This window comes from Pseudorhizobium marinum (assembly GCF_000705355.1).
In the GTDB taxonomy this organism is placed as follows: Bacteria; Pseudomonadota; Alphaproteobacteria; order Rhizobiales; family Rhizobiaceae; genus Neorhizobium; species Neorhizobium pelagicum.
Window position 1 is genome coordinate 18,217 of record NZ_JMQK01000020.1, and the last position, 23,843, is coordinate 42,059.

Consider the following 23,843-nt stretch of genomic DNA (forward strand, 5'->3'; position numbering starts at 1 on the left):
GGGCCTCTTGTCGACCTCTGCCACCTTGGACCCGCGACGATGACGACCGCCTTGCCTGAAAGCAGCCACTGGCGTCCTTCTGCAATGTGCTACTATGCTCTAGGATATTGCTGATGTCGCCCGCAGAACCCTGACGATGCGCGGGGACATGGCAGACCGTCAATGTGGCCAATCGAGAGCAAGCAGGCTTGAATTCACGAATACCGTCGACAGCAGGGCTAAGGGTCCTGATCGCACTGGCTGAACGAGGGTCGACGGTCGCAGCGGCCGATGCCGTGAACCTGTCGCAAAGCGCCGTGAGCAAGCAGTTGTCGAAGCTGGAGGCCTCGGTCGGACAAAGACTGTTCGTGCGGCACACGTCGGGTCTGCAGCTGAGCGAGGCCGGGCAGATCTACCTGGAACAGGCGAAGATCGCCCTGAAGGCGCTGGAGGACGCCGCGCTTCGGGTGGCGCGGCTGTCGAGCGATCCCGATGTCCTGCGCCTCCATCTGCTGCCGATCCTGGGCGATCGCTGGCTGCTGCCGCGATTTGCACGATTTGCCGAGCAATATCCGACGATCGACGTCCAGTTCACAAGCTTCGAGACGCCGGGCCAGGCCGAACCCGATGCCGCCTTTCGCTATGGCGCGCCGCCGTGGCGCGGGCAGGCGGCCGATTATCTGTTCGGTGCCGATGTCGCCCTGGTCGGAGCGCCCGATTACATCGGCCGGACGGGTGGTCTCGAGACGCTTGCGGATATCGGTCCCTTCACCCTTCTGGAGCATCCACAGACCCCCAACTGCTGGCACAATCTCCAGGCGGCTCTGGGGTTGCCGGCGGACGCCCCCGAACCACGCCACTATGTGCGCTTCGGGTTCTACACCCTGGTGATCCGCGCGGCGATTGCGGGGCAGGGGCTGGCGCTTATTCCGCGGGAACTGGTGGTTCAGGAACTTGCGTCGGGAGATCTGATCAATCCGGCCGGTCTCGGCTTCCAGAGCCCGAATTGTTACTGGTTCACACGACCCGCGGACCGGACGCCCCGCCGTGCGCTCAGCCTGTTTCATGAGTGGCTGATGGAAGAGGTCAAAGCTCGAGACTAGGGGCCAGACCAGCGGGACGTTTGTCACCGCCGGTCCGGCATGCCAAGGCCTATTCTCCCTGGTTGAGGGAGATGGCGTCGATCTCATTGGCGGTCAGGCCGTATTCCGCGAAGATCTCGGAGTAGCGGCCGCTTTCCTTCAGTCTCTCCAGCGCGCCCTGTACCGCCTCGCGGATCTGGGCGCCTTCCTCGGTCTTGAGGAAGGGAATGCCGGCCAGCGAACGCGTGAAGGGCTCTCCCAGCAGCACGTAGGTGTCGGGTTCCAGATCCTGGAAGTAGGGAAGGGTCTCGTTGCCCTGCACGGCCGCATCGAGGCGCTGGCTCTTCAGCTGGGTGCGCGCGTCGACCGAGCCTTCGGTGCCGACGACTTCGATCGGCGCCAGTCCCTTCGCCTCGCAGTTTGCCTGGCTCCACTCGCCGATCTGCTTCGGCCAGTTCGTGTTGCGCGACGCGCCGACGCGCTTGCCGCACAGGTCGGCGGTGCCGGTGATGTTTTCCGAGAGCGCCTTCAACGTGTAGAACTGAGCGCCGGAAACCATGTAGTCGACGAAGTCGACGGTCTCGCGGCGGGACGGAAGGTCGGACATGCCGGCCATGGCCATGTCGACGCGACCCGTCTGGAGCGAGGGCAGCATCTGGACGAACTCGGTTTCCTGCCATTCGACCTTGACGCCGAGTTCTTCGGCGATGGCCTCGCCAAGCGCGATATCGAGGCCCTGGAGCGTGTTCGTCGCCGGATCCTTGTAGACGATGGGCGCGTAGTTCGGGTTCGTTGCGGCAACAATGGTCCCCGCATCGCGGATGCGCTGAGGCAATTCCTGGGCGGTTGCGAAGGTGGCCATGGCCGCAAGCGACGTGCCGGCGATCAGAAGTGTTTTCAATGACATTTTCAGTTCCTCTCTTGTTATAGGCCGAGCCTTACGACAGCACGGCCGCTATGAAGTCTCTTGTTCTCTGTTCCGAGGGTTCCCCCAGGACCTGGTCCGGAGCGCCGGTCTCGACGATGCGGCCGCCGTCCATGAAGATGACGCGGTCGGCCACCTCCCGCGCGAAGCCGAGCTCATGGGTCACGACGATCATGGTCATGCCACTGGCGGCGAGGTCGCGCATGACCGTCAGCACTTCGCCGACGAGTTCGGGATCGAGCGCGGATGTCGGTTCGTCGAACAGCATCAGCTTCGGCTTCATGGCGAGCGCACGAGCGATCGCCACCCGCTGCTGCTGGCCGCCCGAAAGCTGCGCAGGATAGGCGTCGTGCTTGTCCGACAAGCCGACCCTTTGCAGCAAGGCGATGGCCTCCTGGCGCACCTCCTGGCGTGGTCGCTTCAGGACGGTGACGGGGCCTTCCATGACGTTCTGCAAGGCCGTCATATGGTTGAACAGGTTGAAGCGCTGGAAGACCATGCCGCAGGCAAGCCGCTGGCGTGCGATGGCGCGGTCGTCCAGTTCGTAGAGCGTGTCGCCGTCCTGGCGATAGCCGACCAGCTCCTCGTCTATCCAGATCGCGCCACGGTCGAAGCGCTCGATCTGATTCAGGCAGCGCAGCAGGGTCGACTTGCCCGAGCCGGAGGGGCCGATGATGCACAGGACCTCACCGCGCGTGACATCGAGATCAACCGCATCGAGTGCGGTCAGGCTTCCGAAGGTCTTGGTGACCTTTCGCGCGGACAGCAGCGTCTGCGCAGATTGCCTTGGGTCCAAGCTCATTGGCCACGCCCCCGGTTGGCCTGTCCGCGCGAAAACCGGCGCTCCAGGAAGTGTTGTCCGAACGACATGACCGAGACCACGGCGATGTACCAGATGGCCGCCACGATCAGGAGTTCGATGACGCGGCCGTTGGCGAAGTAGATCGTCTGCGCGTTGCGCAGGATCTCGGAGAACTGGATGACTGACGCGAGCGAGGTTAGCTTGACCATGCTGATGAATTCGTTGCCGACCGGCGGGATGATGACGCGCATGGCCTGCGGCAAGACGATGCGGCGCATGATCGTCGGGCGCGCCATGCCGATGGATTGTGCGGCTTCCGTCTGGCCCTGGTCGACCGACAGGATGCCGGCCCGCACGACTTCAGCCGTGTAGGCGCCCTGGTTGATCCCCAATCCGAGGAGCGTCGCCATGAAGGGGGTGATGACATCGACGGTCCGGAATTCGAAGATGCCAGGGATCCCAAGTGTTGGAAACACCAGGGCAAGGTTGAACCAGAGCAGGAGTTGCAGGATCAGCGGCGTGCCGCGGAAGAACCAGATGTAGCCCTTGGCGGAGTAATGCAGCACCGGGTTCGGCGACATGACCATCACCGCGAAGAGGACGCCGAGGGTGATGCCGAGCGCCATGGCGGCGATCGCCATGATGATGGTGTTGACGAGGCCAAAGAGGATCGCCGGCGCGGTCAGGAATTGTCCGACCACGGACCATTCGATCTGGCCGAGTGCGAAGGCCCTGACGATGCCGCCGATGGCGAGCAGGATGAGGGCCGTCGCCAGCCACCGCCCGTAGTGACGGCGCGGCATGATGGTGAAGGCGGTCGGATCCGGTCTCACCGGCGTGCGATTGGCCTCAGATACGGCGGCAGGGGTCATTGCGCACCCTCCTCCGCCCAGGCGCGAAGTGAAGCCAGGGTCAGGCCGAGGCGGCCGATCTGGCGCTGGACGGCTTCAGGGGCCGTGCCGCCCTGCGCCGAGCGTGCTGCAAGCGCGGCTTCCACCGACATGTGCTCCATGATCGAAGGCTCCAGCGCCGGATCGATCTCTGCCAGCATCTGCGGTGTGAGCTCTTCCAGCGTGATGCCGTGATCCTCGCAGTAGCGCACGGCCCTGCCGGTGATCTCATGGGCGTGCGAGAAGGGCACGCCGCGCAGCGCCAGCCAGTCGGCCATTTCGGTCGCAAGGGTAAAGCCCTGGGTCGCCGCTTCCCGCATGCGGGCCGTGTCGAACTGCAGCGTCCGCACGAGGCCGCTCATCGCAGGCAGCGCCATATGCAGGGTGTCGACCGCTTCGAACGCAGCCTTCTTGTCCTCGATCAGGTCGCGGTTGTAGGCGAAGGGCAGGCCTTTGAGGGTGGCCATGATGCTCGACAGGCAGCCGATCAGGCGCGCGCTTCGCCCTCTGGTCAGTTCGGCAATGTCCGGGTTCTTCTTCTGCGGCATGATCGAGGAGCCGGTCGAGAAGGCGTCATCCAGCTTCGCCCAGGAGAAGGACTGGGAGCACCAGAGGATGATCTCCTCGGAAAGCCGTGACAGGTCGATGCCGATCATGGCCGTGACGAAGATGAATTCGGCGACGTGGTCGCGGCTTCCGACCGCATCGATCGAGTTCTCGAAGGAGCCTTCGTAGCCGAGTTCCAGCGCGGTTTCGTGCGGATAGCGGGCGATGGCGCTGCCGGCAAGCGCCGCGGCTCCCAGCGGCGAGCGATCGCTGCGGCGATGCCAGTCGCGCAGCCGGTCGAGATTGCGCGACAAGGCCTGCGCGTGAGCCATCAGCTGGTGGCCGAAAACGATCGGCTGGGCGGCCTGAAGGTGCGTGAACCCCGGGGCAGGGCTTTCCAGATGGGAGGTCGCCTGGCCGATCAGGGCGTCGATCAGCGCCAGAAGCTCGATCGAGACGGCCTTGGCCTCCTCCCGCAGATACAGCTTGAGGTCGTTTGCGGCCTGGTCGTTGCGCGAGCGACCCGCGCGCAGCTTGCCGCCCAGGTCCCCGAGGCGCTCGATCAGATGGCGCTCGATGAAGGTGTGAATATCTTCGTCGCCGGCGACCGGCGCGATCTCTCCGCTTGCGGCCTCCGCCGCAATCGCGTCAAGGGTCGCCAGAATGTTCCGGCATTCCTCGTCGTCGAGAATGCCGGCACGCACGAGTTCACGGGCATGGGCGCGAGAACCGGCAACGTCGAAGCCAACGAGGCGGAGGTGGCTTGCATCGGAGCGTGAGTAGCGGGTCAGCGCAGGGTCGGGCTGGGACCGGAAACGACCACCCCAAAGGGCCTTGCTTTGGTTCATGACTTTTCTCCGCATTAACTGGGATCATAGTCGCTTTGGTCGCACACACAGGAAAATGAAAAGATTTCCGGCAGCTATTCCAAAATGGAATTTGAGCGAATGCGACACCCTGAGCGTGAGGAGGCTGCATATATGGACAGTCGGCTCCTCAGGGCCGGTATCCCATGGCGCGACTGAGCTGGAAGGCGGCTTCGCGCACCATCAGGATCAGCAGTTCCCGTCTCTCCAGGAAACGGGATGTCAGGGTGCCGAGATTGAGCGCCGCGATCACCTCGCCATCGCCGTTGCAGACCGGTGCGGCGATGCCGGTGGAGCCGGTGATGAACTCCTGGTCGTTCAGCGCATAGCCGTCACGGCGCACCTTGGCGAGCAGCCTGCGCAATTCGGCGGGATCCGTGACCGTATAGCGGGTGTAGGTGAGGAACTGCACCCGGGAGAGATAGCTCTCCAGAACGTCCGGTCTGGCGTGAGCCAGGAGAAGCCGCCCGGTGGCGGTGCAATAGGGGGTGATCGCCGCATCCAGGTGGACGTCGTAGCGCAGCGGATGGTGACTGACGCATTTGGCGAGCCTGCGGATGTCGCAATGGGCATTCATGGTCGACAGCAGCACCGTCTCCCCGGAATCGTCGCGCAGACGCTCCATGTAGGGGCGGGCGGTGACGACCAGCGGCTCCTCGTGCGGGCGGAAGGGAAAGCCGTGGCTGGACTCGATCAGGATGTAGCGCCCCGCCTCGTCCTGCGTCAGGTGCCCGCGGGCCGTCAGGGTCTGAAGCAGGCCGTGGGCGCTGGACTTCGGAAAGCCGAGGTCACGGATGATCTGCGACAGCGATACCGCCTCCCGCCGCTGCGACAGATACTCGAGAAGATCAAGGACGCGCCCTGCGCTTTTCACCTCGGAGTTCATGTACGTGAACAAAACCTCGATTGCTGATTAATTCTTGGGCTTGTAACACTTTTGGGGCAGAGGCGAAACGCAAGTCGCGACGCGCCGCAGGATGAAGGCTACCGATGAGCGCCACGCGAGATCACGATCAGCATCAACCCTGGATGTGGGCCGAGGATATCTGGCGCCAGAAGATTGGCAAGGCCCGAGCCGGACGATCGCTGAAGCCGGCCGCCTGGAAGAACGGCGCCCGCATGGCTGTCGCGATCTCATTCGATTCAGACCACGAGACCTTCGAGCTCAGGAACGGCGGCGGCTCCATAAGCCGGCTGAGTCAGGGCCAGTACGGCGCCCGTCGCGGCATGCCGCGCATCCTGGCGCTTCTAGAAAAATACGGTGTTCCAGCCTCCTTCTTCATGCCCGCCGTTTCGGCGATGATCAATCCGGACGAGGTCAAGGCCGTGATTGCCGGCGGCCATGAGATCGGCATGCACAGCTGGATCCACGAGTTCAATTCGCGTCTCGACCACGCAACGGAACGGGATCTGGCGCTGCGGGCAGCCGACATGCTGGAAAAGCTCTCGGGCGTGCGCCCTGTGGGCATGCGCACGGCATCTTGGGATTTCAGCCCCTACACGCTGGCGATCGCCCGTGAGATGCGCCTGCTCTACGATTCCTCGCTGATGGCAGACGACGAACCCTATGAGCTTCTGGAAGACGGCGAACCGACCGGCATGGTCGAGATCCCCGTAGAATGGATCCGCGACGATGCCCCCTATGTGGCGATGGACCGGATGACAGGTGCGCGCCCCTATGGCGGGCCGGCCATGGTCGCCGACATTCTCCGGCGCGAGCTGGATGTCGCATGGGAGGAGGGTGGCCTCTTCCAGGTGACCCTGCACCCGCACCACGTCGGGCACCGTTCCCGCATTTTCATTCTTGAGGAAACCATCCGGCTTGCCCAGTCGAAGGGCGACGTCTGGTTCTGCACGCATGCGGACCTTGCCCGCTACTGCGCCGACGAATGCGGCCTAATCACTGCCGCGCCTGCCAGCTGACGCTGGTCCATCAAGCTAGAAAACCAATAAAGAAGAGGGTGAAGACATGAAAACAGGACTAGCATCCATCGCGGCCGTGGTCATGGCGCTGATGACGTCGACGGCAAACGCCCAGACCAAGGACACGCTGACGATCGATCTGCCGAACGATGCGGCCACACTCGACCCGCATCTGCAGTGGAACACCGACAGCTACACGGTCTACCGCAACATTTTCGACAATCTGCTGACACGCGACACCTCCGGCAAGATCGTGCCGCAGATCGCCACCGAGTGGACCTACGACAACGACACGACCATCACCTTCAAGATCCGCGACGACGTCACCTTCCAGGACGGCACCAAGCTGACTGCGGAAGATGTCGCCTTCTCGATCGGCCGCATCATCGACCCGGCGCTGAAAAGCCCGCAGCTGTCGCAGTTCGACCAGATCGCCACGGCGGAAGCCGTCGATGCGACGACGGTAAAGGTGACGACGAAATCGGCCTATCCGGCACTGCTGGCGCAACTCGTCAAGCTGTCCATCGTTCCCAAGGCCTATGTCGAGAAGGTCGGCGACCAGGAGTTCAACCTGAACCCGATGGGCAGTGGACCCTACAAGCTGGTCGAATGGCAGAAGGGCATCGCAACCAACCTCGAAGCCTATGACGACTACTGGCGCGGCCAGCCGCCCTTCGAAAAGGTCGTCTTCCGCGCAGTTCCGGACGTCTCGACGCGCATCGCCGACCTGAAGACCGGCAAGGCCGATCTCGTCCGCGACGTGCCGCCGGACCAGGCGTCCACGATCGAGAGCGACAGCAACACGAAGCTTCTCTCGGGCGAGACGGAGCGCGTCGGTTACCTCTACATCAACGCCGAGGCCGGCCCGACGAAGGACCTGCGCGTGCGACAGGCGATCGCCTATGCCATCGACAAGCAGGGTCTCGTCGACGCGCTTCTGGAAGGTTACGGCAAGGCGGTGAACGTGGTCGGTGCCGAGCCGATCTTCGGCTACACCGAGGACGTGGAAGGCTATCCCTATGACCCGGCGAAGGCCGCCGAACTGGTCAAGGAAGCCGGTGCGGAAGGCGCGACAGTCGAGTTCCTGACGTCGCCGTCCTATCCGCGCGCGCTCGTCGAGGCCATTCAGCAGATGGTCAACGAGGTCGGCCTGAACGTGACGATTTCTTCCAGCGATCAGGCAACCTTCCTGAAGCGCCGCCAGGGCGATGCCGAAAATGCCGGCGGTCTTGCCTTCGGCGCCTGGTCCTGCGCCTGCCAGGATGCCGACGGCATTATCTTCCCGCTGTTTCGCAGCGGCAGCATCTGGGCCAAGTACAAGAACGAGAAGTACGACGCTCTGGTGGATGAAGCCCGCACAATCCTCGACGAGGAAAAGCGCAAGGAGCTCTACAAGCAGGCCTATGAAATCCTGCGCGAAGACGTTCCGGGTCTCGGCCTCTACCAGGTTTATGCGCTCTACGGCGCAGCCAAGAACCTGCAGTGGGAGCCGACGGCCAACGAAGCCATGTTCGTCATGGACATGAGCTGGCAGCAGTAAAAGGCGGGGAAAACGATCGTGTTGAATTACGCCGTCCAGAGATTGATACAGGCAATCGTCGCAATCTTCGGCGTGCTCACGATCGTCTTCGTCGTCATGCATCTCTCGGGGGACCCGACGCTTCTTCTGGTCCCCCAGGATGCTTCGGCCGAAATGATTGCCGAGCTGCGTCACCAGCTCGGCTTCGACCGGCCCATCCATATCCAGTATCTCGACTACCTCTACGGGCTCACCCAGCTGGACTTCGGCATTTCCGTCGTCCAGCGCGTGCCAGCCCTCGACATCGTCGCGTCGCGGCTGCCCTATACGATCCAGCTCGCCGCGGGTGCGCTTGTCGTCGCGATCGGCATCGGCATTCCCGCCGGCATCGTCATGGCCACCATGCGCGGCAGCGCCATCGAGCGCATCCTGACCGCCATCGTCGTTACCGGCCAGAGCGTCCCGACCTTCCTGTCCGCCATCCTGCTGATCTTCATCTTCGGGGTTACCCTGCGCTGGCTGCCGACCTCCGGGGCCGGCGAACTCTCCGCCATGATCATGCCCTCCATCGCGCTCGGTGCGCTGTCGATGTCGACCTTCGCGCGCATGACGCGGATCGCGATCATCGATGAGCTCGGCAAGGATTATGTCCGGGCCGGCCGCGCGCGCGGCCTGTCGCTCGGGCAGGTGGTCTTTCGTCACGTGCTGCGCAACGCCTCCATCCCGGTCATCACCATCGCCGCGCTCGAAATCGGCAACCTGCTCGCCGGTGCGGTGATCATCGAGACCGTCTTTGCCTGGCCGGGCATCGGGCAGCTCGCCATCCAATCCATCCAGTCGCGCGATTTCCTCGTCGTCCAGGTGATCGTGCTGCTGATTTCATTCGTCTATGTGCTGACCAGCGTGCTGGCCGACCTCGTCTACGTGGTCGTCGATCCGCGCATCCGTCTGGTCAGGTGAGGAGATGTCCGTGATCGCAAGCGCCCATGCCGTCCGCCAGCGTCTTCGCCGCGTTCCGCTGTCGGTGATCGTCGTCTCCATCCTCCTGACTGTGATCATCCTCCTGGCAGTCTTTGCGCCGTTTTTCGCGCCTGCCGATCCAAACAACCAGACGCTTCTGGCCCGCTTGAAGCCGCCGGGCTTTTCCTATCGCGGCATCACCTACTGGCTGGGAACGGATGATCTCGGCCGCGACCTGATTTCCCGCACGCTCTACGGTGCCAGGATCTCGCTCGGCGTCGCCGTTCTCTCCGTGGTGGTCTCGACACTGGTGGGCGTTTCGCTCGGCATGCTTGCCGGCTGGTTCCGCGGCTGGACGGAGACGATCATCATGCGCCTCGTCGACATCATGATGTCGATTCCGGCCATTCTGCTGGCGGTCCTGACGGTCGCCGTGCTCGGCCCGGGCTTCCTGAAGCTCGTCCTCGTCCTCGGTCTGACCCGCTGGCCGCGCTATACCCGCGTCGCCTATGCCCAGACGCTGCAGGTGTCGAACCTGCCCTTCATCAAGGCCTCCGAGCTTGCCGGGGCGGGCGCCGTGCGCATCCTCTTCCACCATGTCCTGCCCAATATCGCAGGACCGATCCTGATCGTGGCGACGGCGGAATTCGGCCTGATGATCCTGATGGAATCAGGCCTCTCCTTCCTTGGCCTCGGCATCCAGCCGCCGTCGGCAAGCTGGGGCTCGATCATGAGCGTCGGCCGCCAGTATCTCGAACGGGCCTGGTGGATCGTCGCCGTTCCCGGCGTCTGCCTCTTCCTTCTCGTCTTTTCCGTCAACGTGCTCGGTGACTGGCTGCGCGACCAGCTCGACCCGCGCTCCCGTTCCCGCTGAGGTACCCGCATGGAATTCCAAGACAAGACAATGGTCATCACGGGCGCTGCCGGTATCTTCGGCGGCTGGACCGCGGCCTATTTCGCCAAGCGCGGCGCAAAGCTCTGCCTCAGCGATATCCGCATGGATGCGCTTGAGAAGGTTGCGGCGGATCTCAACCTCGATCCGGCCACCACGCTGCTGCACGCCACCGAACTGACGAGCGATGAGTCGATGCTGGATCTGGTGGATCTGGTGCGCCGCGAGTGGAAGGCGCCCGACATTCTCGTCAACAATGCTGGCATCTACACCCGCTTCAGCCTGCTCGACATGGAGTTTGCCGACTGGGACCGCGTCTTCGGCGTCAACCTGCGGGCGCCCTTCGTGCTGACACGCGAAATGGCGAAGCTGATGATCGCCGAGGGCAAGAAGGGGTCGGTGGTCAACATCTCCTCCGGTGCCGCCCGCAAGATGAACCAGAACTCCGTGCCCTACTGCACCTCCAAGACCGCCATCGAGCGCCTGTCCAAGGGGTTCGCCATGGAGCTCGCCCACCACGGCATCCGGGTCAACATCGTCGAGCCGGGGTTTGCGCCGGGCAGCGAGGTCTCGGCGCTGGATGACGCCTATGTGCAGAACATGCTGAAGAACATCCCGCTCGGACGCGCCAGCGGCCCGGACGATGCGCCGGGCGCGATCGCCTATCTCTGTTCCGACCCGGCCGCCTTCATCACCGGCGCTGTCCTCAGCGTCGACGGCGGCAATTCGATCGGCAACTACAAGCGACCCGAGCCGGCCGCGCCGGCAAGTGCGGGCTGAGGGAGTATCGGATGGACATGGACCCGCGCCCGCTGCTGTCGGTTGAAGACCTGACCATCGAGATCGACGGTGCCAATGTCGTCGACGGAATTTCGTTCACCGTTGCTCCGGGAAAGGTGATGGCGCTGGTCGGCGAATCCGGCTGCGGCAAGTCGCTGACCTCCTATGCCATGCTCGGTCTGCTGCCGCCGGCGGCGCGGCGGTCGGGCGGAAGCATACGTCTCGACGGCCGAGACCTCACCGCCCTGTCGGAGCGCGAGTTCCGCAAGGCGCGCGGCAAGGAGATCTCGATCATCTTTCAGGAGCCGAGCGCATCGCTCGATCCGCTGACGACGGTGGGTGCCCAGATTGCGGCTGCCTACCGGACCCACCATCAGGTGCCGCGGGCCGAGGCCTATGCCAAAGCGCGCCAGATGCTCGCCGATGTCGGCATTCCCGATCCCGATCGGCGGCTGCACCAGTATCCGTTCGAGCTGTCGGGTGGCATGTGTCAGCGCATCATGATCTCGATCGCGCTGATCTGTAGCCCCCGCGTACTCGTTGCCGACGAGCCGACCACGGCGCTCGACGTCACCATCCAGGCCCAGATCCTCGACCTGATGAAAAAGCTCGTCGCCGACCGTGGCACGTCCATCGTCATCATCACGCACGACATGGGCGTGGTGGCCGACATCGCCGACGACGTGGCGGTGATGTATGCCGGACGCATTGCGGAGGTCGCCCCAGTCGAGGCTCTCTTCGAAAAGTCTCGGCATCCCTATACCGCCCTCCTGCTCGCCAGCGTCCCGAAGCTCAGCGACGCGCCGAAGGCAGATCTGGCGACGATCGAGGGCCGGGTGCCGACGCCGAACGAATTCGGTGCCGGCTGCCGTTTCGCCGACCGCTGTCCGCTGGCGACCGAAAAATGTCGGGTCGAGCAGCCGCCGCTCTTTGACTGCGGCGGCGGCCACCGCTCCGCCTGTTGGCACATCGACCGCATGGCCGAAATCCGTGGGATAGCCGCATGACCGAAAACCAGCAGAATGTTCTCGAACTGCGCGACGTTGCCGTCCACTTCGGTGGTCGCGGCGGGCTTCTGGGCTTGTCGGGCGTCGTCGTCAAGGCCGTCAATGGCGTCGATCTCGATATCAAAAAGGCAGAGACCGTGGCGCTCGTCGGAGAATCCGGCTGCGGCAAGTCCACGCTCTCCAACACCATCGTCGGCCTGCAGGCGCCGGTGTCGGGAAGCGTCAGGATCAGTGGCGAAGAGGTGGTCGGTGCCGATCGCCGCAAGCTCAACGACATCCGCCGCAAGGTGCAGATGATCTTCCAGGATCCCGCCCTTTCGCTGGACCCGCGCTCGACCATCGGGGCGACCATCGGAGAGCCGCTGATCGTGCGCGGCATCGTGCGGGGCAAGGCGCTGAAGGAGCGCGTCGGGGAATTGTTGACGCAGGTCGGGCTGCGGCCGGAACATGCCGACCGCTATCCGCACCAGTTCTCCGGCGGCCAGCGACAGCGCGTGGTGATTGCCCGGGCACTGGCGCTGGAGCCGGATCTCTTGATCTGCGACGAGCCGGTCTCGGCCCTCGACGTCTCGGTGCGAGCGCAGATCCTCAACCTGCTCGTGGCGCTGCAGCAGCGCATGGGCGTGTCCTACCTCTTCGTCTCCCACGACCTCAGCGTCGTGCGCCACATCTGCGACCGGGTGGTGGTGATGTATCTCGGCCGCTTCGTCGAGATTGCCGACCGCGACACCTTCTTCGCCGATCCCAAGCATCCCTACACCCGGGCGCTGATGTCGGCGGTGCCGGAGGCCGATCCGGTCGTGCAGCGCGGCAAGCAGCGCTTCATCCTGCAGGGCGAACTGCCGAGCCCGGCCAATATCCCCTCCGGCTGCGCCTTCCATACGCGCTGTCCGCTGGCGACGGAGATCTGCTCGAAGGTGCGCCCCGAACTGACGCCGCGTCCCGACGGCGCCCGCGTCGCCTGCCACCACGCCTGAAAGACATGCCATGACCGATCGCGCCACTGAAGAAACCATCGGGCTTTCCGGACTGAGCGCCGAGGCCGAGATCCGTGTCGACCGGTGGGGCATCCCACACATCAGGGCGGCAAGCGAGGCGGACCTGTTTTTCCTGCAGGGCTTCAATGCCGCGCGCGACCGGCTCTGGCAGCTCGACCTGTGGCGCAAGCGCGGCCTCGGCCTGCTGGCCGCGGACTTCGGCCCCGGCTATCTGGCTCAGGACCATGCGGCGCGCCATTTCCTCTATCGCGGCGACATGGACGCCGAATGGCTGGCCTACGCCGACGACACGCAGGCGATCTGCACCGCCTTCGCCGCCGGGGTGAACGCCTATATCGCGCTCTGCGAACGGGAGCCGGAGCGACTTCCGCCGGAATTTGCCGTGTTCGGCACACGCCCCGCGCCCTGGCAACCGGAGGACGTGGTACGGATCCGCAGCCACGCGCTGACCCGCAATGGCGTCTCCGAGATCCTGCGCGCCAACGTCATGGCGATGGCCGATGCCACGACGGACCTCCTGCGTTTCGAGCTCGACCCGCCGGTGGAGCCGAAGCTGGCGGACGGGCTGTCCTTCGCGGACATCCCGCTGGAGGCGGTGCGGCTCTTCAAGCTCGCGACCGCGCCGGTGACCTTTGAAAAGGAGCGGCTGTCCGCCATTCTCGATGACGCCTGGACCTGGACGGAGGTGACCGATCTCGGCGAGATCGTGCAGCGCAGCGCCGAAGAAGGCTCCAACAACTGGGCCGTCCACGGCTCCCGCACGCAAAGCGGCCGCCCGATCCTTGCCAGCGACCCGCACCGTGCCCATGTGGTTCCTTCGCTGCGCTATCTCGTTCATCTGGAAGCGCCAGGTCTCAACGTCATCGGGACGGGCGAGCCGAGTGCGCCGGGTGTCTCCATCGGTCACAACGACCGCACCGCCTTCGGCCTCACCATCTTCGGGGCGGACCAGGAGGACATCTACGTCTACGAGACGAAGGATGGCGATCCAGACCTCTACCGCCACGCGGAGGGCTGGGAAAAGATCGAGCGGGTCGAGCAGGGCTTTGCCGTCAAGGGTCATGCCGAGCAGATGCTGACTCTCTCGTTCACCCGCCATGGGCCGGTGCTGCACGAGGACACAGCGCGCTGCCGCGCCGTTGCCATGCGCACCGTCTGGCATTGCCCGGGGTCCGCCGCCTATCTCGGCAGCCTGTCCTATATGCGCAGCCCTTCGGCAGAGGCGTTTGCGGATTCGCTCGGCCACTGGGGTACGCCCTCGGTCAGCCATGTCAGCGCCGATGTCGAGGGCAATATCGGCTGGTTCACGGCCGGCTTCACGCCGGTGCGCCGCAACTGGCAGGGCCTGTTGCCGGTTCCGGGCGACGGCAGCCACGAGTGGGACGGGTTCCTTCCGCCGGATGAACTGCCGCGCAGCTTCAACCCGGCCACTGGCTTCGTGGCTTCCGCCAACGAGATGAACCTGCCCGCCGATCGCGATCCCGCCGCTCCCTCCATTGGCCACGAATGGGCCGAAGGCAGCCGGGCAAGGCGCATCAAATCCGTGCTCGCCGCCGACCGCAGCCATACGCTGGCCGCCTCCATGGCGCTGCAGACGGATGTCTATTCGCGGCCTGCCGAGGTGATCGTCACCCTGCTGCGGGAAATCGCCTTGCGGCTGCCGGCCAAAACGGCCGAGGCCCGCGGGTTTGACCTCTTCCAGGGCTGGGACCATCGTCTCGATGCCCACAGCGCCGCCGCCGCGCTCTTTGAGGTCTGGTGGATGAAACACCTGCGGCCCGTCCTCCTGGCGCGCTTTGCGCCGGACCAGACGGTGCGCCAGCTTCTGCTTCCCGGCGATTTCGACCGGCTTCTCTCGTTGCTCCAGACGCCCGAACACTTCTGGAGCAGTGAAGAGCGGGACGCGCTGATCCTCTCGACCCTCACCAAGGGTTGGGAGGATTGCGCGGCCCGACTCGGCCCTGACGCCTCCGCCTGGCGCTGGGGCGACCTGCACCGGGCGCTCTTCGAGCATGCGGCAAGCCGGGTGAAGCCTGCGGCCGATGCAGAATGGAATGTCGGTCCGCTGCCGGTCGGCGGCAGCCGCTCGACCCCCATGCACGCAGCTTACCGGCTTGGCGATTTCGGTGTGAATGCCGGCGCCTCGGTGCGGCTGGTCATGGATGTCGGCTCCTGGGACGACAGCGTCTGCGTCAACACGCCCGGCCAGTCAGGCGATCCGCGCTCGTTCCATTACGCCGATCTCTCCGGGCCATGGTCGCGCGGAGATTATGTGCCGCTGCTCTACAGCCGCGACAGGGTGGATGCCGCAACGGCGCATCTGATCCGGCTCGTGCCCGCAGACAACGAGGAGTGATACCGCAATGACCCTTCCCATCGCCACGGGCGACGTCGATCTTGCCGCCTTCCTCGAAGAACTCCGCCTGTGGGTGGAGATGGAGACGCCAAGCGGCGACGCCGCCGCCGTCAACCGGCTGGCGGATCGCATCGAAGTGCTGGCACGCGACGCGCGCTTTTCCGTCGAACGGACGGCGGGCACGCTCGGCTTCGGCGACATCCTCGCCGTCCGCACGCCGCGGCTGGAGGGATATAACGCCAGAAGCGTCCTGATCCTCGCCCATATCGACACTGTGCATGCGACCGGCACGATCCGGGAGAAACTGCCGCTCCGCGAGGACGGCGACCGGCTCTACGGGCCGGGCATCTACGACATGAAGGCGGGCGTACTGATGGCATTCGAGGCGATGAAGCTCGCCACGAAGATGGGACACAACCTGCCGATCGACCTCCTGATCGTCCCGGACGAGGAAGTCGGCTCGAAGAGCTCCCGGCCGCTAATCGAGGAGCTCGCCCGCAACGCGGCTTATGCGCTGGTCGTTGAGCCGGCCCGTGACGGCGGCAAGATCGTCACGGCCCGCAAGGGCGTCGGCATGTTCGACATCATTGTTCGCGGCCGTGCCTCGCATGCGGGCGTGCGCCCGCTCGACGGCCGTTCGGCGATCCGGGCCGCCGCCCGCCTCGTCCTGGAGCTCGAGGCGCTGAACGATCCGGTCCGCGGCATCACCGTGACGACCGGCATGATCCACGGCGGCACCGGTCGCAACACCATTCCGGCGGAATGCCGCCTGCAGCTCGACCTGCGCCTGCCCGACGCGGCAATAGCCGCCGAGGTGATCGACAAGATCCGGGGGATGACGCCGGTCGATCCCGACATCACCTTCGAGATTTCGGGCGATCTCAACCGCCCGCCCTTCGCCCAGAGCGAGGAAGGGCGTCGCCTCTTCGACCACACGGCCAGGATCGCAGCCGAGCTCGGCATCATGCTGGAAGGCATGGTGACCGGTGGCGGTTCGGACGGCAATTTCACCGCCGCGCTGGGCGTGCCGACCCTCGACGGGCTCGGGGCCGATGGCGCCGGCGCCCATACCTTCGACGAGCATATCCTGGTCAGCAGCCTGGTACCGCGGACGGTGCTCCTCGCCAACCTGATGGCCTCGCTGGACAGCAAGGCATGAACCGACCGGCCATGATCGTTATGGCCCCAGGCAGCCGGGAGCGTCGCGCTTGACCGCTCCGCAGGCTCTCGCCTTCATGGTCATGGCGGGCTTTGCCGCCTATGTGCAGACGCTGACCGGCTTCGCCTTCGGCCTGATCCTGATGGCGGCGGTGGCGCTGAGCGAGATCCTGCCGCTGCGCGACGCCGCCGTCGTCACCGGCGTGCTGACGCTGGTCAATGCCTCGATCATGTTAGCCAAGGGCTGGACCGAGGTGCTGAAAAGGCAGTTCGTGTTTGTCCTTCTGAGCAGCCTGCCGTCGCTGGTGATCGGCTATCTCCTGCTCGAGCATCTGGCGGACAATGGCCTGGTAGTCCTTCGCATCCTGCTGGGCGCCATCATCATCGTCTCGTCGCTGCAGCTGATCATGCCACCACGGCGCGAGGAACGACCCGCCGGAGACGGGTCCTTCGTCGGCTTCGGGGTGTTTTCCGGGCTGATGAGCGGGCTGTTCTCCACCAGCGGTCCGCCGCTGGTCTATCATTTCTACCGCCAGCCTTATCCGCTCGTGGCGATCCGCGAAACGCTGGTCGCGATCTTCGGCGTCAATGCGTTGGTCCGGCTCGGCGTCGTCTTTGCCGACGGGACATTCCCGGACCGGCAGTATTGGCCTGCCTTCCTGGCCATCCTCCCGGTGATGGCCGGCACGCAGCTCGCCCGCCGTCTGCCGCCGGCGATCTCGCCGCGGCTGCTGAAGCTGATCGTCTTCGTTCTCCTCTGCGCGTCAGGTGCCTCGCTCGCCCTGCCGGCAATTCCGGCCGCCTTGCGGATGGCCGGATACTGACTAGAAGGATGTTCTCATGCGTCTGACCATTTCCGAAGCCGAAGACCTCGTCGTCTCCATCCTGCTGCGCAGCAAGGTGAGCGAAGACAATGCCCGCTGCGTCGCCAGGGCGCTGGTCGCCGCCGAGGCTGCCGGCCAGGGCGGTCATGGGCTGCGCCGGGTTCCGACCTATGCGGCGCAGGCGATCGCCGGGAAGGTGGACGGCTTTGCGATCCCGGCCGCCACCAAGACGGCCGAGGCGGTTCTGCGCGTCGATGCCGCCTTCGGCTTTGCCTATCCGGCGCTCGATCTTGCCGTGGCCGAGCTTGCGCCGCTGGCCGCAAAGACGGGGATCGCGCTTGCCGCCATCCACCGCTCGCACCACGCCGGCGTCATGGGGCTGACCGTCGAGCGCTTCGCCGAACAGGGGCTGGTGGCGCTGATGGTGGCCAATACCCCGGCGGCCATGGCGCCCTGGGGTGGGCGGACGGCGCTCTTCGGCACCAATCCGATCGCCTTTGCCGCCCCCCTGCCGGATGGCGATCCGATCGTCATCGATCTCGCCATGTCGAAGGTCGCCCGCGGCAAGATCGTCACGGCCAAGCAGAAGGGTCTCACCATCCCCGCGGACTGGGCGCTCGACGCCGACGGCCATCCAACCACCGATGCCGCGAAGGCCGTGGACGGCACGATGATGCCGCTCGGGGATGCCAAGGGCGCAGCGCTGGCGCTTATGGTGGAAATCCTCGCGGCGGGAATCATCGGCGCGCAATACGCATTCGAGGCCTCGTCCCTGCTGGACGACAGAGGTGCTCCGCCGGCGCTTGGTCAGACCATCATCGTCATCGACCCGAAGGCGTCCGGCGGCGCCGACATGCTGCCGCGCCTTTCCCTGCTCGCCGAGATGATCGGCAGCGATCCGGGAGCCCGGCTTCCCGGCAAGCGTGGCGCCACGCAAAGGCGGTTGGCGCTTGCCAACGGGCTGGAGCTGGAGGACGACATCCTGCAGCTTCTCGGCGCTTGATCCGCAGACCCGATTTCGAGCCATTGAAGGAGACCCAGATGCCCCACCTGTTTTCACCGGCAACCCTCAAGAGCGTCACGCTCAAGAACCGCATCGTGGTGTCACCCATGTGCCAGTACCGTGCCGAGGATGGTCGGGCCAACCATTGGCACACGGTCCACATGGGCAATCTGGCACTGTCGGGGGCCGGCACCGTGATCATCGAGGCAACGGCCGTCGAACCCGCCGGACGGATCACGCCCGGCGATATCGGCCTCTACGACGATGCGACCGAGTCATCGCTGAAGACGGCGATCGAGGCGATGCGGGTGGTGGACGACTGTGCCGTCTTCATCCAGCTCGGCCATGCCGGGCGCAAGGCCTCCAGCCATGTACCGTGGGACGGCGGCCAGTTGATTGGCCTGGAAGCCGGTGGGTGGGAGACTTTTGCCCCCTCCGCCATTCCGTTCAAGGAGGGCGACCGCGCGCCGACGGCAATCGATGCGGCCGGCCTCGTCCGGATCCGTGAGGCCTTCGTCGACGCGGCCCGTCGGGCAGCCCGGCTCGGCTTCGACGGGATCGAGGTCCATGCCGCGCACGGCTATCTCCTGCACCAGTTCCTGTCGCCGCTCTCCAATCAGCGCGAAGATGCCTATGGCGGCTCGCTGGAGAACCGGATGCGCTTCCCGCTGGAGGTCTTCGAAGCGGTCCGGGCCGCCTTTCCTGCAAACCGGCCGGTCGGCGTGCGCGTCTCGGCCACCGACTGGGTCGAGGGCGGCTGGGACCTGCCGCAGACGGTTGCCTTTGCGAAAGCGCTGGCCGCACGAGGCGTCGATTTCGTCGATACCTCGTCCGGCGGGCTGGTGCCGCAGCAGAAGATCACCACCGGCCCCGGCTATCAGGTGCCATTCGCCGAGGCGGTGAAGAAGGAGGCGGGTGTCGCGACCTTCGCCGTCGGCATGATCACCGAGGCCGAGCAGGCGAATGCCATCATCGTCGAGGGCAGGGCTGATTTCGTGGCACTCGGCCGCGGTCTCCTCTTCGATCCCCGCTGGCCCTGGCGCGCTGCGGCAGCCCTTGGCGAAACGATCGACGCACCGCCTTCCTACTGGCGCGGCCTGCCGGCGGACAAGGCCGGTCTGTTCAGGGCCAATATCGTGGCGCGCTAGCCGCGCAGGGTCGTCATTGCGCTGCCAAAACACGCGGCCTGCGAAACCACTGCGTCATCCAGGCGTTTGTGCCTGGAACCTTGGAAAGCAGGAGACAGCCTCATGGCAGACGACAGCACGATGACGATCCGGGCAACTTTCGCAACCCGGGCGGCGGCCGACCTCGCCGTCGAACATCTCGTTCAGCAGCATGGCATCTCGCGGCCCGACATCTTCATCCAGTCCAAGGGCGATGAGAATACCGCAGGCTCCCGGCCGTCAGGCGGAGATGCATCGCATGAGGGCGGTGCTCGTGAGGACGCGGCCCTCGAAGGCGAGATTGAGGTATCGGTCGACATCCCCGCCAGCGAGAGCGCCGCGGTCCGGCGCAGCCTCGGTGATGCCGATGCGATCCGGGTCTCCGGCGGCTGACCTCTCGGAGCCGCATTGCGTCGGCTCCGTTTTTCTTCGTGACGGATCAGCGGGGCGTGCCGTAGCCCCCGCCTGTCGGCGTCACGACGCAGACTGCTTCACCCGCCTCAAGCACGGTCTGGCCACAACCGCCAAGATCCTCCATCCGTCCGTCGAGGCGCCGGACGGTTGTCGATCCGAGCGCGCCGTCCTCGCCGCCGGCAAGCCCGTGCGGCCGGATTGTGCGGTGCGAGGAAAGGATGGCGCAGTCCATCGTCTCCAGGAAGCGGATCGTGCGTTTGGTGCCGTTGCCGGCCGACCATTCGCCCTTGCCGCCGGAATTCTCGCGGATGTGGAAATCCTCCAGCAAGACGGGATAGCGGGTCTCGAGGATTTCCGGGTCGGTCAGGCGCGAATTGGTCATGTGCACATGCACAGCGTCGGTGCCGGCGAAGCCGGAGCCGTCGTTGAAGATGCCGGCGGGTGAGCCGGAGCACAGCGTCTCGTAATACTGGTAGATGGCGTTGCCGAAGGTGAGGTTGTTCATCGTGCCCTGGCTGGCGGCCATCGCCCCCAGCGCGCCGAAGAGAGCGTTGGTAACGTGCTGGCTCGTCTCCACGTTGCCGGCGACGACGGCTGCCGGATACTGCGGCTTCAGCATGGAGCCGTCCGGCACGATGATGCGGATCGGCCGCAGGCAGCCGGCGTTCATCGGTATCGAGCTCTCGACCATGACCCGGAAGACATAGAGCACGGCTGCCCGCGTCACGGGCTCCGGCGCATTGAAGTTGTTCGGCTTCTGCTGGCTGGTGCCGGTGAAATCGACGGTTGCCTCGCGCCTTGCCTTGTCGACGGTGATCTTCACCTCGATCGTGCTGCCCTGGCCGGTGGCATAGGAGAATGAGGAATCGCCGAGCGTCTCGATGACGCGGCGCACGCTTTCCTCGGCATTGTCCTGCACATGGCCCATATAGGCCTGCACCACGTCGAGGCCGAACTGCGCGATCATCTTGCGCATTTCGTGGACGCCCTTCTCGTTGGCGGCGATCTGGGCGCGCAGGTCACCGACATTCTGGGCGACGTTGCGGGCGGGGTAGGGATGGTCGGAGAGAAGCCGGGTAATGCCGGCTTCGTCGAAACGGCCCTGGTCGACCAAGAGCACGTTGTCGAAGAGAACGCCCTCCTCGTCGACGGTCGTGGCAAGCGGCGTCATCGAGCCCGGCGCCGTGCCGCCGACATCGGCGTGATGGCCGCGCGAGGCGACGTAGAATAGGATGTCGCTGCCGGCCTCGTCGAAGACGGGGGTCACGACCGTGATGTCCGGCAGATGCGTGCCGCCGTTGTAGGGCGCGTTCAGCGCAAAGACGTCGCCGGGGCGAATTTTCCCTGCGTTGGCGGCGATGATGGATTCCACCGAGCGGTCCATGGAGCCGAGATGCACCGGCATGTGCGGCGCATTGGCAACCAGCGCGCCCTGCGCGTCGAAGACGGCGCAGGAGAAGTCGAGCCGCTCCTTGATGTTGACCGAGGAGGCGGTGTTCTGCAGCGTTACGCCCATCTGCTCGGCGATCGACATGAAGAGATTGTTGAAGACCTCGAGCAGCACGGGATCGGCCTCGGTGCCGATCGCCTTGCTGCGGGCCAGCGCCTTCACCCGCTTCAGGACGACATGATCGAGCGCGGTGATCTCGAAGGCCCAGCCATCCTCGACGACGATCGTCTGGTGCGGCTCGACGATGAGGCAGGGGCCCGAAGCCTTGGCGCCCGGCCGGATGTCGGCGCGGCGGTAGACGGGTGCCTGGCGCCATTGGCCGCCGGAGAAGAAACGGGTTTCCTCGGCAGCCGCGGGAACAGAGGCGTCGAGCGCATGCGTGGGCTCTGATGCTTCGGCGCCGCCGCCGATGGCCTCAACCTCGTAGGATTCGAAGATGATGTCGCGGTTTTCGAAGATGAAGCCGAACTGCTTGCGGTGAAGCGCCTCGAAGACCTCCGTCATCGCGGCCGCATCGGAGATCGGCACGGCGATCGTCGTGTCGGTGCCCTGGTAGCGCAGATGCGCCCGGTGCTGGACGTCCGTATCGGCATTCGCCACGCCCTGGGCCGCCATCTCCTGGCGCGCGCTGGAGGTCAGCTCGTCGCGAACCGCGCCGAGCGCTGCCAGGGCGTCGGACAGTTCGGAGGAAACGGTCTTCTGGCGGGTCGCCCGGATGTCGGCGAGCCCCATGCCGTAAGCCGACAGGATCCCGGAGAAGGGGTGGATCATCACCGTCGATATCCCCAGCGCATCGGCGGTGAGGCAGGCGTGCTGGCCGCCGGCGCCGCCGAAGCAGGTCAGCACATAGTGGGTCACGTCATAGCCGCGCTGGACGCTGATCTTCTTGACGGCATTCGCCATGTTCTCGACCGCAATGGCCAGGAAGCCATCGGCCACTTCTTCCGGCGTGCGTCCGTCGCCGATGACCTCGGCCATCGCCTCGAAGCCTTCGCGCACGGCATCCGCATCCAGCGGTTCGTCGCGGTTCGGGCCGAAGATCGCCGGGAAAAGGCCGGGTGACAGCTTGCCCAGCATGACGTTCGCATCGGTCACCGTCAGCGGTCCGCCGCGGCGATAGGCCTTGGGTCCGGGATTGGCGCCGGCGGAATCCGGGCCGACGCGGAAGCGGCCGTTCTCAAAATGCAGGATCGAGCCGCCGCCGGCCGCCACCGTGTGGATCGACATCATCGGCGCCCGCATGCGCACGCCGGCCACCTCGGTCTCGAAGGACCGCTCCAGTTCGCCGTCGAAATGCGACACGTCCGTCGACGTACCGCCCATGTCGAAGCCGATCATGCGGGTAAAGCCGGCAAGCCTGGATGTTTCCACGGCGCCGACGACGCCGCCCGCCGGGCCGGACAGGATCGCGTCCTTGCCCTGGAAGAGGTCGGCGGCCGTCAGGCCGCCGGAGGATTGCATGAACATCAGCCGCGCGCCGTTCTGGCCATCGGCGCCGAGTTCGGAGGCTACCTGCTCGACATAGCGGCGCAGGATCGGTGAGAGATAGGCGTCGACCACGGTCGTGTCACCGCGTCCGACCAGCTTGATCAGCGGCGATACCTCATGGCTGACGGACACCTGGGTGAAGCCGATCTTGCGGGCGATCCGCGCGGTCAGCTGCTCGTGCTCGGGGTAGCGGTAGGCGTGCATGAAGACGATTGCGAGCGCGCGGTAGCCCGCATCGAAGCGGGCCTGCAACTCCCGGCGAACAGCCGTCTCGTCTGGCGACGCCTCGACCTGCCCGTCGGCGCGCACCCGTTCGTCGATCTCGACCACGGCGCTGTAGAGGAGTTCCGGCTTGATGATCTTCTTGGCAAAGATGTCCGTGCGGGCCTGATAGCCGATCGCCAGCGCATCGCGGAAACCGCGGGTCGTGACGAGCAGCGTCCGCTCGCCCTTGCGCTCCAGCAGCGCATTGGTGGCGACCGTCGTTCCCATCTTCACGGCGCCGATCAAACCGGCAGGAACAGGCTCGCCCGGCTTCAGCCCCAGGAGCTCGCGGATACCCTGCACGGCGGCGTCGCGGTAGGCTTCCGGATTTTCCGACAGGAGCTTGTGGGCGATGAGTTCACCATCCGGTCGGCGCCCGACGATGTCGGTGAATGTGCCGCCACGGTCGATCCAGAAATCCCATCTCGCGTCTGTCATGTCCCGCCTCCTGAAAGAGTGTTTTTCTTAACGAATGCATTTCGTCGATAAAACGTCAATGTTTGATTGACAGCAAATTGCACATTGCTGCATCATGCCTCCATAACGGGCAG

At 65.2% G+C, this 23,843-nt stretch carries 20 protein-coding genes; 14 read left to right on the forward strand and 6 right to left on the reverse strand.

What is annotated here, in order from left to right:
* Positions 1-188 precede the first annotated feature (188 nt).
* Entirely contained in the window at positions 189-1,082 is an 894-nt protein-coding gene (locus EO99_RS0119920; RefSeq protein WP_029620343.1) for a LysR substrate-binding domain-containing protein, read from the forward strand.
* Positions 1,083-1,131: 49 nt separating this feature from the next.
* Here EO99_RS0119920 and EO99_RS0119925 read toward each other — a convergent pair whose 3' ends face one another.
* From EO99_RS0119925 to EO99_RS0119945, 5 genes are all read right to left on the reverse strand, one after another.
* On the reverse strand, positions 1,132-1,968 hold the full coding sequence (locus tag EO99_RS0119925; RefSeq protein WP_081852145.1) for an ABC transporter substrate-binding protein: 837 nt from the start codon (positions 1,966-1,968) through the stop codon (positions 1,132-1,134).
* Positions 1,969-1,999: 31 nt separating this feature from the next.
* Positions 2,000-2,788 carry an amino acid ABC transporter ATP-binding protein gene (locus tag EO99_RS0119930; protein WP_029620345.1) on the reverse strand — a complete coding sequence of 263 codons (789 nt, stop codon included), beginning with the start codon at positions 2,786-2,788 and terminating at the stop codon, positions 2,000-2,002.
* On the reverse strand, positions 2,785-3,591 hold the full coding sequence (locus tag EO99_RS0119935; protein WP_235776886.1) for an amino acid ABC transporter permease: 807 nt from the start codon (positions 3,589-3,591) through the stop codon (positions 2,785-2,787). Before EO99_RS0119935 ends, EO99_RS0119930 begins: the two co-directional genes overlap by 4 nt.
* Before the next feature lie 65 nt (positions 3,592-3,656).
* Positions 3,657-5,072: an argininosuccinate lyase gene (gene argH, locus EO99_RS0119940; RefSeq protein WP_029620347.1), complete on the reverse strand. Its 1,416-nt coding sequence runs from the start codon at positions 5,070-5,072 to the stop codon at positions 3,657-3,659.
* A gap of 148 nt (positions 5,073-5,220) precedes the next feature.
* Entirely contained in the window at positions 5,221-5,964 is a 744-nt protein-coding gene (locus EO99_RS0119945) for an IclR family transcriptional regulator (protein ID WP_235776882.1), read from the reverse strand.
* 116 nt (positions 5,965-6,080) lie between these two features.
* Between EO99_RS0119945 and EO99_RS0119950 the strand changes: the two genes are divergently transcribed.
* From EO99_RS0119950 to EO99_RS0120010, 13 genes are all read left to right on the forward strand, one after another.
* Positions 6,081-7,013 (forward strand): polysaccharide deacetylase family protein, encoded by a 933-nt coding sequence (locus EO99_RS0119950; protein WP_029620349.1) that lies wholly within the window; start codon positions 6,081-6,083, stop codon positions 7,011-7,013.
* 46 nt (positions 7,014-7,059) lie between these two features.
* Positions 7,060-8,553 (forward strand): ABC transporter substrate-binding protein, encoded by a 1,494-nt coding sequence (locus tag EO99_RS0119955; protein WP_029620350.1) that lies wholly within the window; start codon positions 7,060-7,062, stop codon positions 8,551-8,553.
* 18 nt (positions 8,554-8,571) lie between these two features.
* Positions 8,572-9,492 (forward strand): ABC transporter permease, encoded by a 921-nt coding sequence (locus EO99_RS0119960; RefSeq protein WP_029620351.1) that lies wholly within the window; start codon positions 8,572-8,574, stop codon positions 9,490-9,492.
* A gap of 4 nt (positions 9,493-9,496) precedes the next feature.
* A complete protein-coding gene (locus tag EO99_RS0119965) occupies positions 9,497-10,366 on the forward strand; it encodes an ABC transporter permease (RefSeq protein ID WP_029620352.1) in 870 nt (289 codons plus the stop codon).
* Positions 10,367-10,375: 9 nt separating this feature from the next.
* Entirely contained in the window at positions 10,376-11,164 is a 789-nt protein-coding gene (locus EO99_RS0119970) for an SDR family NAD(P)-dependent oxidoreductase (protein ID WP_029620353.1), read from the forward strand.
* 11 nt (positions 11,165-11,175) lie between these two features.
* Positions 11,176-12,171, forward strand: a complete 996-nt coding sequence (locus tag EO99_RS0119975) for an ABC transporter ATP-binding protein (protein WP_235776883.1) — start codon at positions 11,176-11,178, stop codon at positions 12,169-12,171.
* Positions 12,168-13,148, forward strand: coding sequence for an ABC transporter ATP-binding protein (locus tag EO99_RS0119980; RefSeq protein WP_029620355.1), 981 nt, complete (start codon positions 12,168-12,170; stop codon positions 13,146-13,148). The genes EO99_RS0119975 and EO99_RS0119980 overlap by 4 nt, the downstream gene beginning before the upstream one ends.
* A gap of 10 nt (positions 13,149-13,158) precedes the next feature.
* Entirely contained in the window at positions 13,159-15,525 is a 2,367-nt protein-coding gene (locus EO99_RS0119985; RefSeq protein WP_029620356.1) for a penicillin acylase family protein, read from the forward strand.
* A gap of 7 nt (positions 15,526-15,532) precedes the next feature.
* Complete coding sequence (locus EO99_RS0119990; RefSeq protein ID WP_029620357.1) at positions 15,533-16,684, forward strand: M20 family metallopeptidase; 1,152 nt, start codon at positions 15,533-15,535, stop codon at positions 16,682-16,684.
* A gap of 49 nt (positions 16,685-16,733) precedes the next feature.
* On the forward strand, positions 16,734-17,507 hold the full coding sequence (locus EO99_RS0119995; protein ID WP_029620358.1) for a sulfite exporter TauE/SafE family protein: 774 nt from the start codon (positions 16,734-16,736) through the stop codon (positions 17,505-17,507).
* A 16-nt stretch (positions 17,508-17,523) separates the two neighbouring features.
* Positions 17,524-18,510 carry an Ldh family oxidoreductase gene (locus EO99_RS0120000; protein WP_029620359.1) on the forward strand — a complete coding sequence of 329 codons (987 nt, stop codon included), beginning with the start codon at positions 17,524-17,526 and terminating at the stop codon, positions 18,508-18,510.
* A gap of 38 nt (positions 18,511-18,548) precedes the next feature.
* A complete protein-coding gene (locus EO99_RS0120005; protein WP_029620360.1) occupies positions 18,549-19,658 on the forward strand; it encodes an NADH:flavin oxidoreductase/NADH oxidase in 1,110 nt (369 codons plus the stop codon).
* A gap of 102 nt (positions 19,659-19,760) precedes the next feature.
* Positions 19,761-20,069, forward strand: coding sequence for a hypothetical protein (locus tag EO99_RS0120010; RefSeq protein ID WP_029620361.1), 309 nt, complete (start codon positions 19,761-19,763; stop codon positions 20,067-20,069).
* A 46-nt stretch (positions 20,070-20,115) separates the two neighbouring features.
* On the opposite strand, the gene EO99_RS0120015 is transcribed toward EO99_RS0120010, so the two are convergent.
* Positions 20,116-23,730, reverse strand: a complete 3,615-nt coding sequence (locus EO99_RS0120015; protein ID WP_029620362.1) for a hydantoinase B/oxoprolinase family protein — start codon at positions 23,728-23,730, stop codon at positions 20,116-20,118.
* Between the last annotated feature and the right edge of the window lie 113 nt (positions 23,731-23,843).

Bases quoted from the DNA above. Each gene is read 5' to 3' on its own strand.
- EO99_RS0120015 (WP_029620362.1), bottom strand. From the start codon at position 23,730: ATGACAGACGCGAGATGGGATTTCTGGATCGACCGTGGCGGCACATTC.
- EO99_RS0119970 (WP_029620353.1), top strand. From the start codon at position 10,376: ATGGAATTCCAAGACAAGACAATGGTCATCACGGGCGCTGCCGGTATC.
- EO99_RS0119930 (WP_029620345.1), bottom strand. From the start codon at position 2,788: ATGAGCTTGGACCCAAGGCAATCTGCGCAGACGCTGCTGTCCGCGCGA.
- EO99_RS0119990 (WP_029620357.1), top strand. From the start codon at position 15,533: ATGACCCTTCCCATCGCCACGGGCGACGTCGATCTTGCCGCCTTCCTC.
- EO99_RS0120000 (WP_029620359.1), top strand. From the start codon at position 17,524: ATGCGTCTGACCATTTCCGAAGCCGAAGACCTCGTCGTCTCCATCCTG.
- EO99_RS0119950 (WP_029620349.1), top strand. From the start codon at position 6,081: ATGAGCGCCACGCGAGATCACGATCAGCATCAACCCTGGATGTGGGCC.
- EO99_RS0119935 (WP_235776886.1), bottom strand. From the start codon at position 3,591: ATGCCGCGCCGTCACTACGGGCGGTGGCTGGCGACGGCCCTCATCCTG.
- argH (WP_029620347.1), bottom strand. From the start codon at position 5,072: ATGAACCAAAGCAAGGCCCTTTGGGGTGGTCGTTTCCGGTCCCAGCCC.
- EO99_RS0119975 (WP_235776883.1), top strand. From the start codon at position 11,176: ATGGACATGGACCCGCGCCCGCTGCTGTCGGTTGAAGACCTGACCATC.
- EO99_RS0120010 (WP_029620361.1), top strand. From the start codon at position 19,761: ATGGCAGACGACAGCACGATGACGATCCGGGCAACTTTCGCAACCCGG.
- EO99_RS0119955 (WP_029620350.1), top strand. From the start codon at position 7,060: ATGAAAACAGGACTAGCATCCATCGCGGCCGTGGTCATGGCGCTGATG.
- EO99_RS0120005 (WP_029620360.1), top strand. From the start codon at position 18,549: ATGCCCCACCTGTTTTCACCGGCAACCCTCAAGAGCGTCACGCTCAAG.
- EO99_RS0119980 (WP_029620355.1), top strand. From the start codon at position 12,168: ATGACCGAAAACCAGCAGAATGTTCTCGAACTGCGCGACGTTGCCGTC.
- EO99_RS0119925 (WP_081852145.1), bottom strand. From the start codon at position 1,968: ATGTCATTGAAAACACTTCTGATCGCCGGCACGTCGCTTGCGGCCATG.
- EO99_RS0119965 (WP_029620352.1), top strand. From the start codon at position 9,497: ATGTCCGTGATCGCAAGCGCCCATGCCGTCCGCCAGCGTCTTCGCCGC.
- EO99_RS0119985 (WP_029620356.1), top strand. From the start codon at position 13,159: ATGACCGATCGCGCCACTGAAGAAACCATCGGGCTTTCCGGACTGAGC.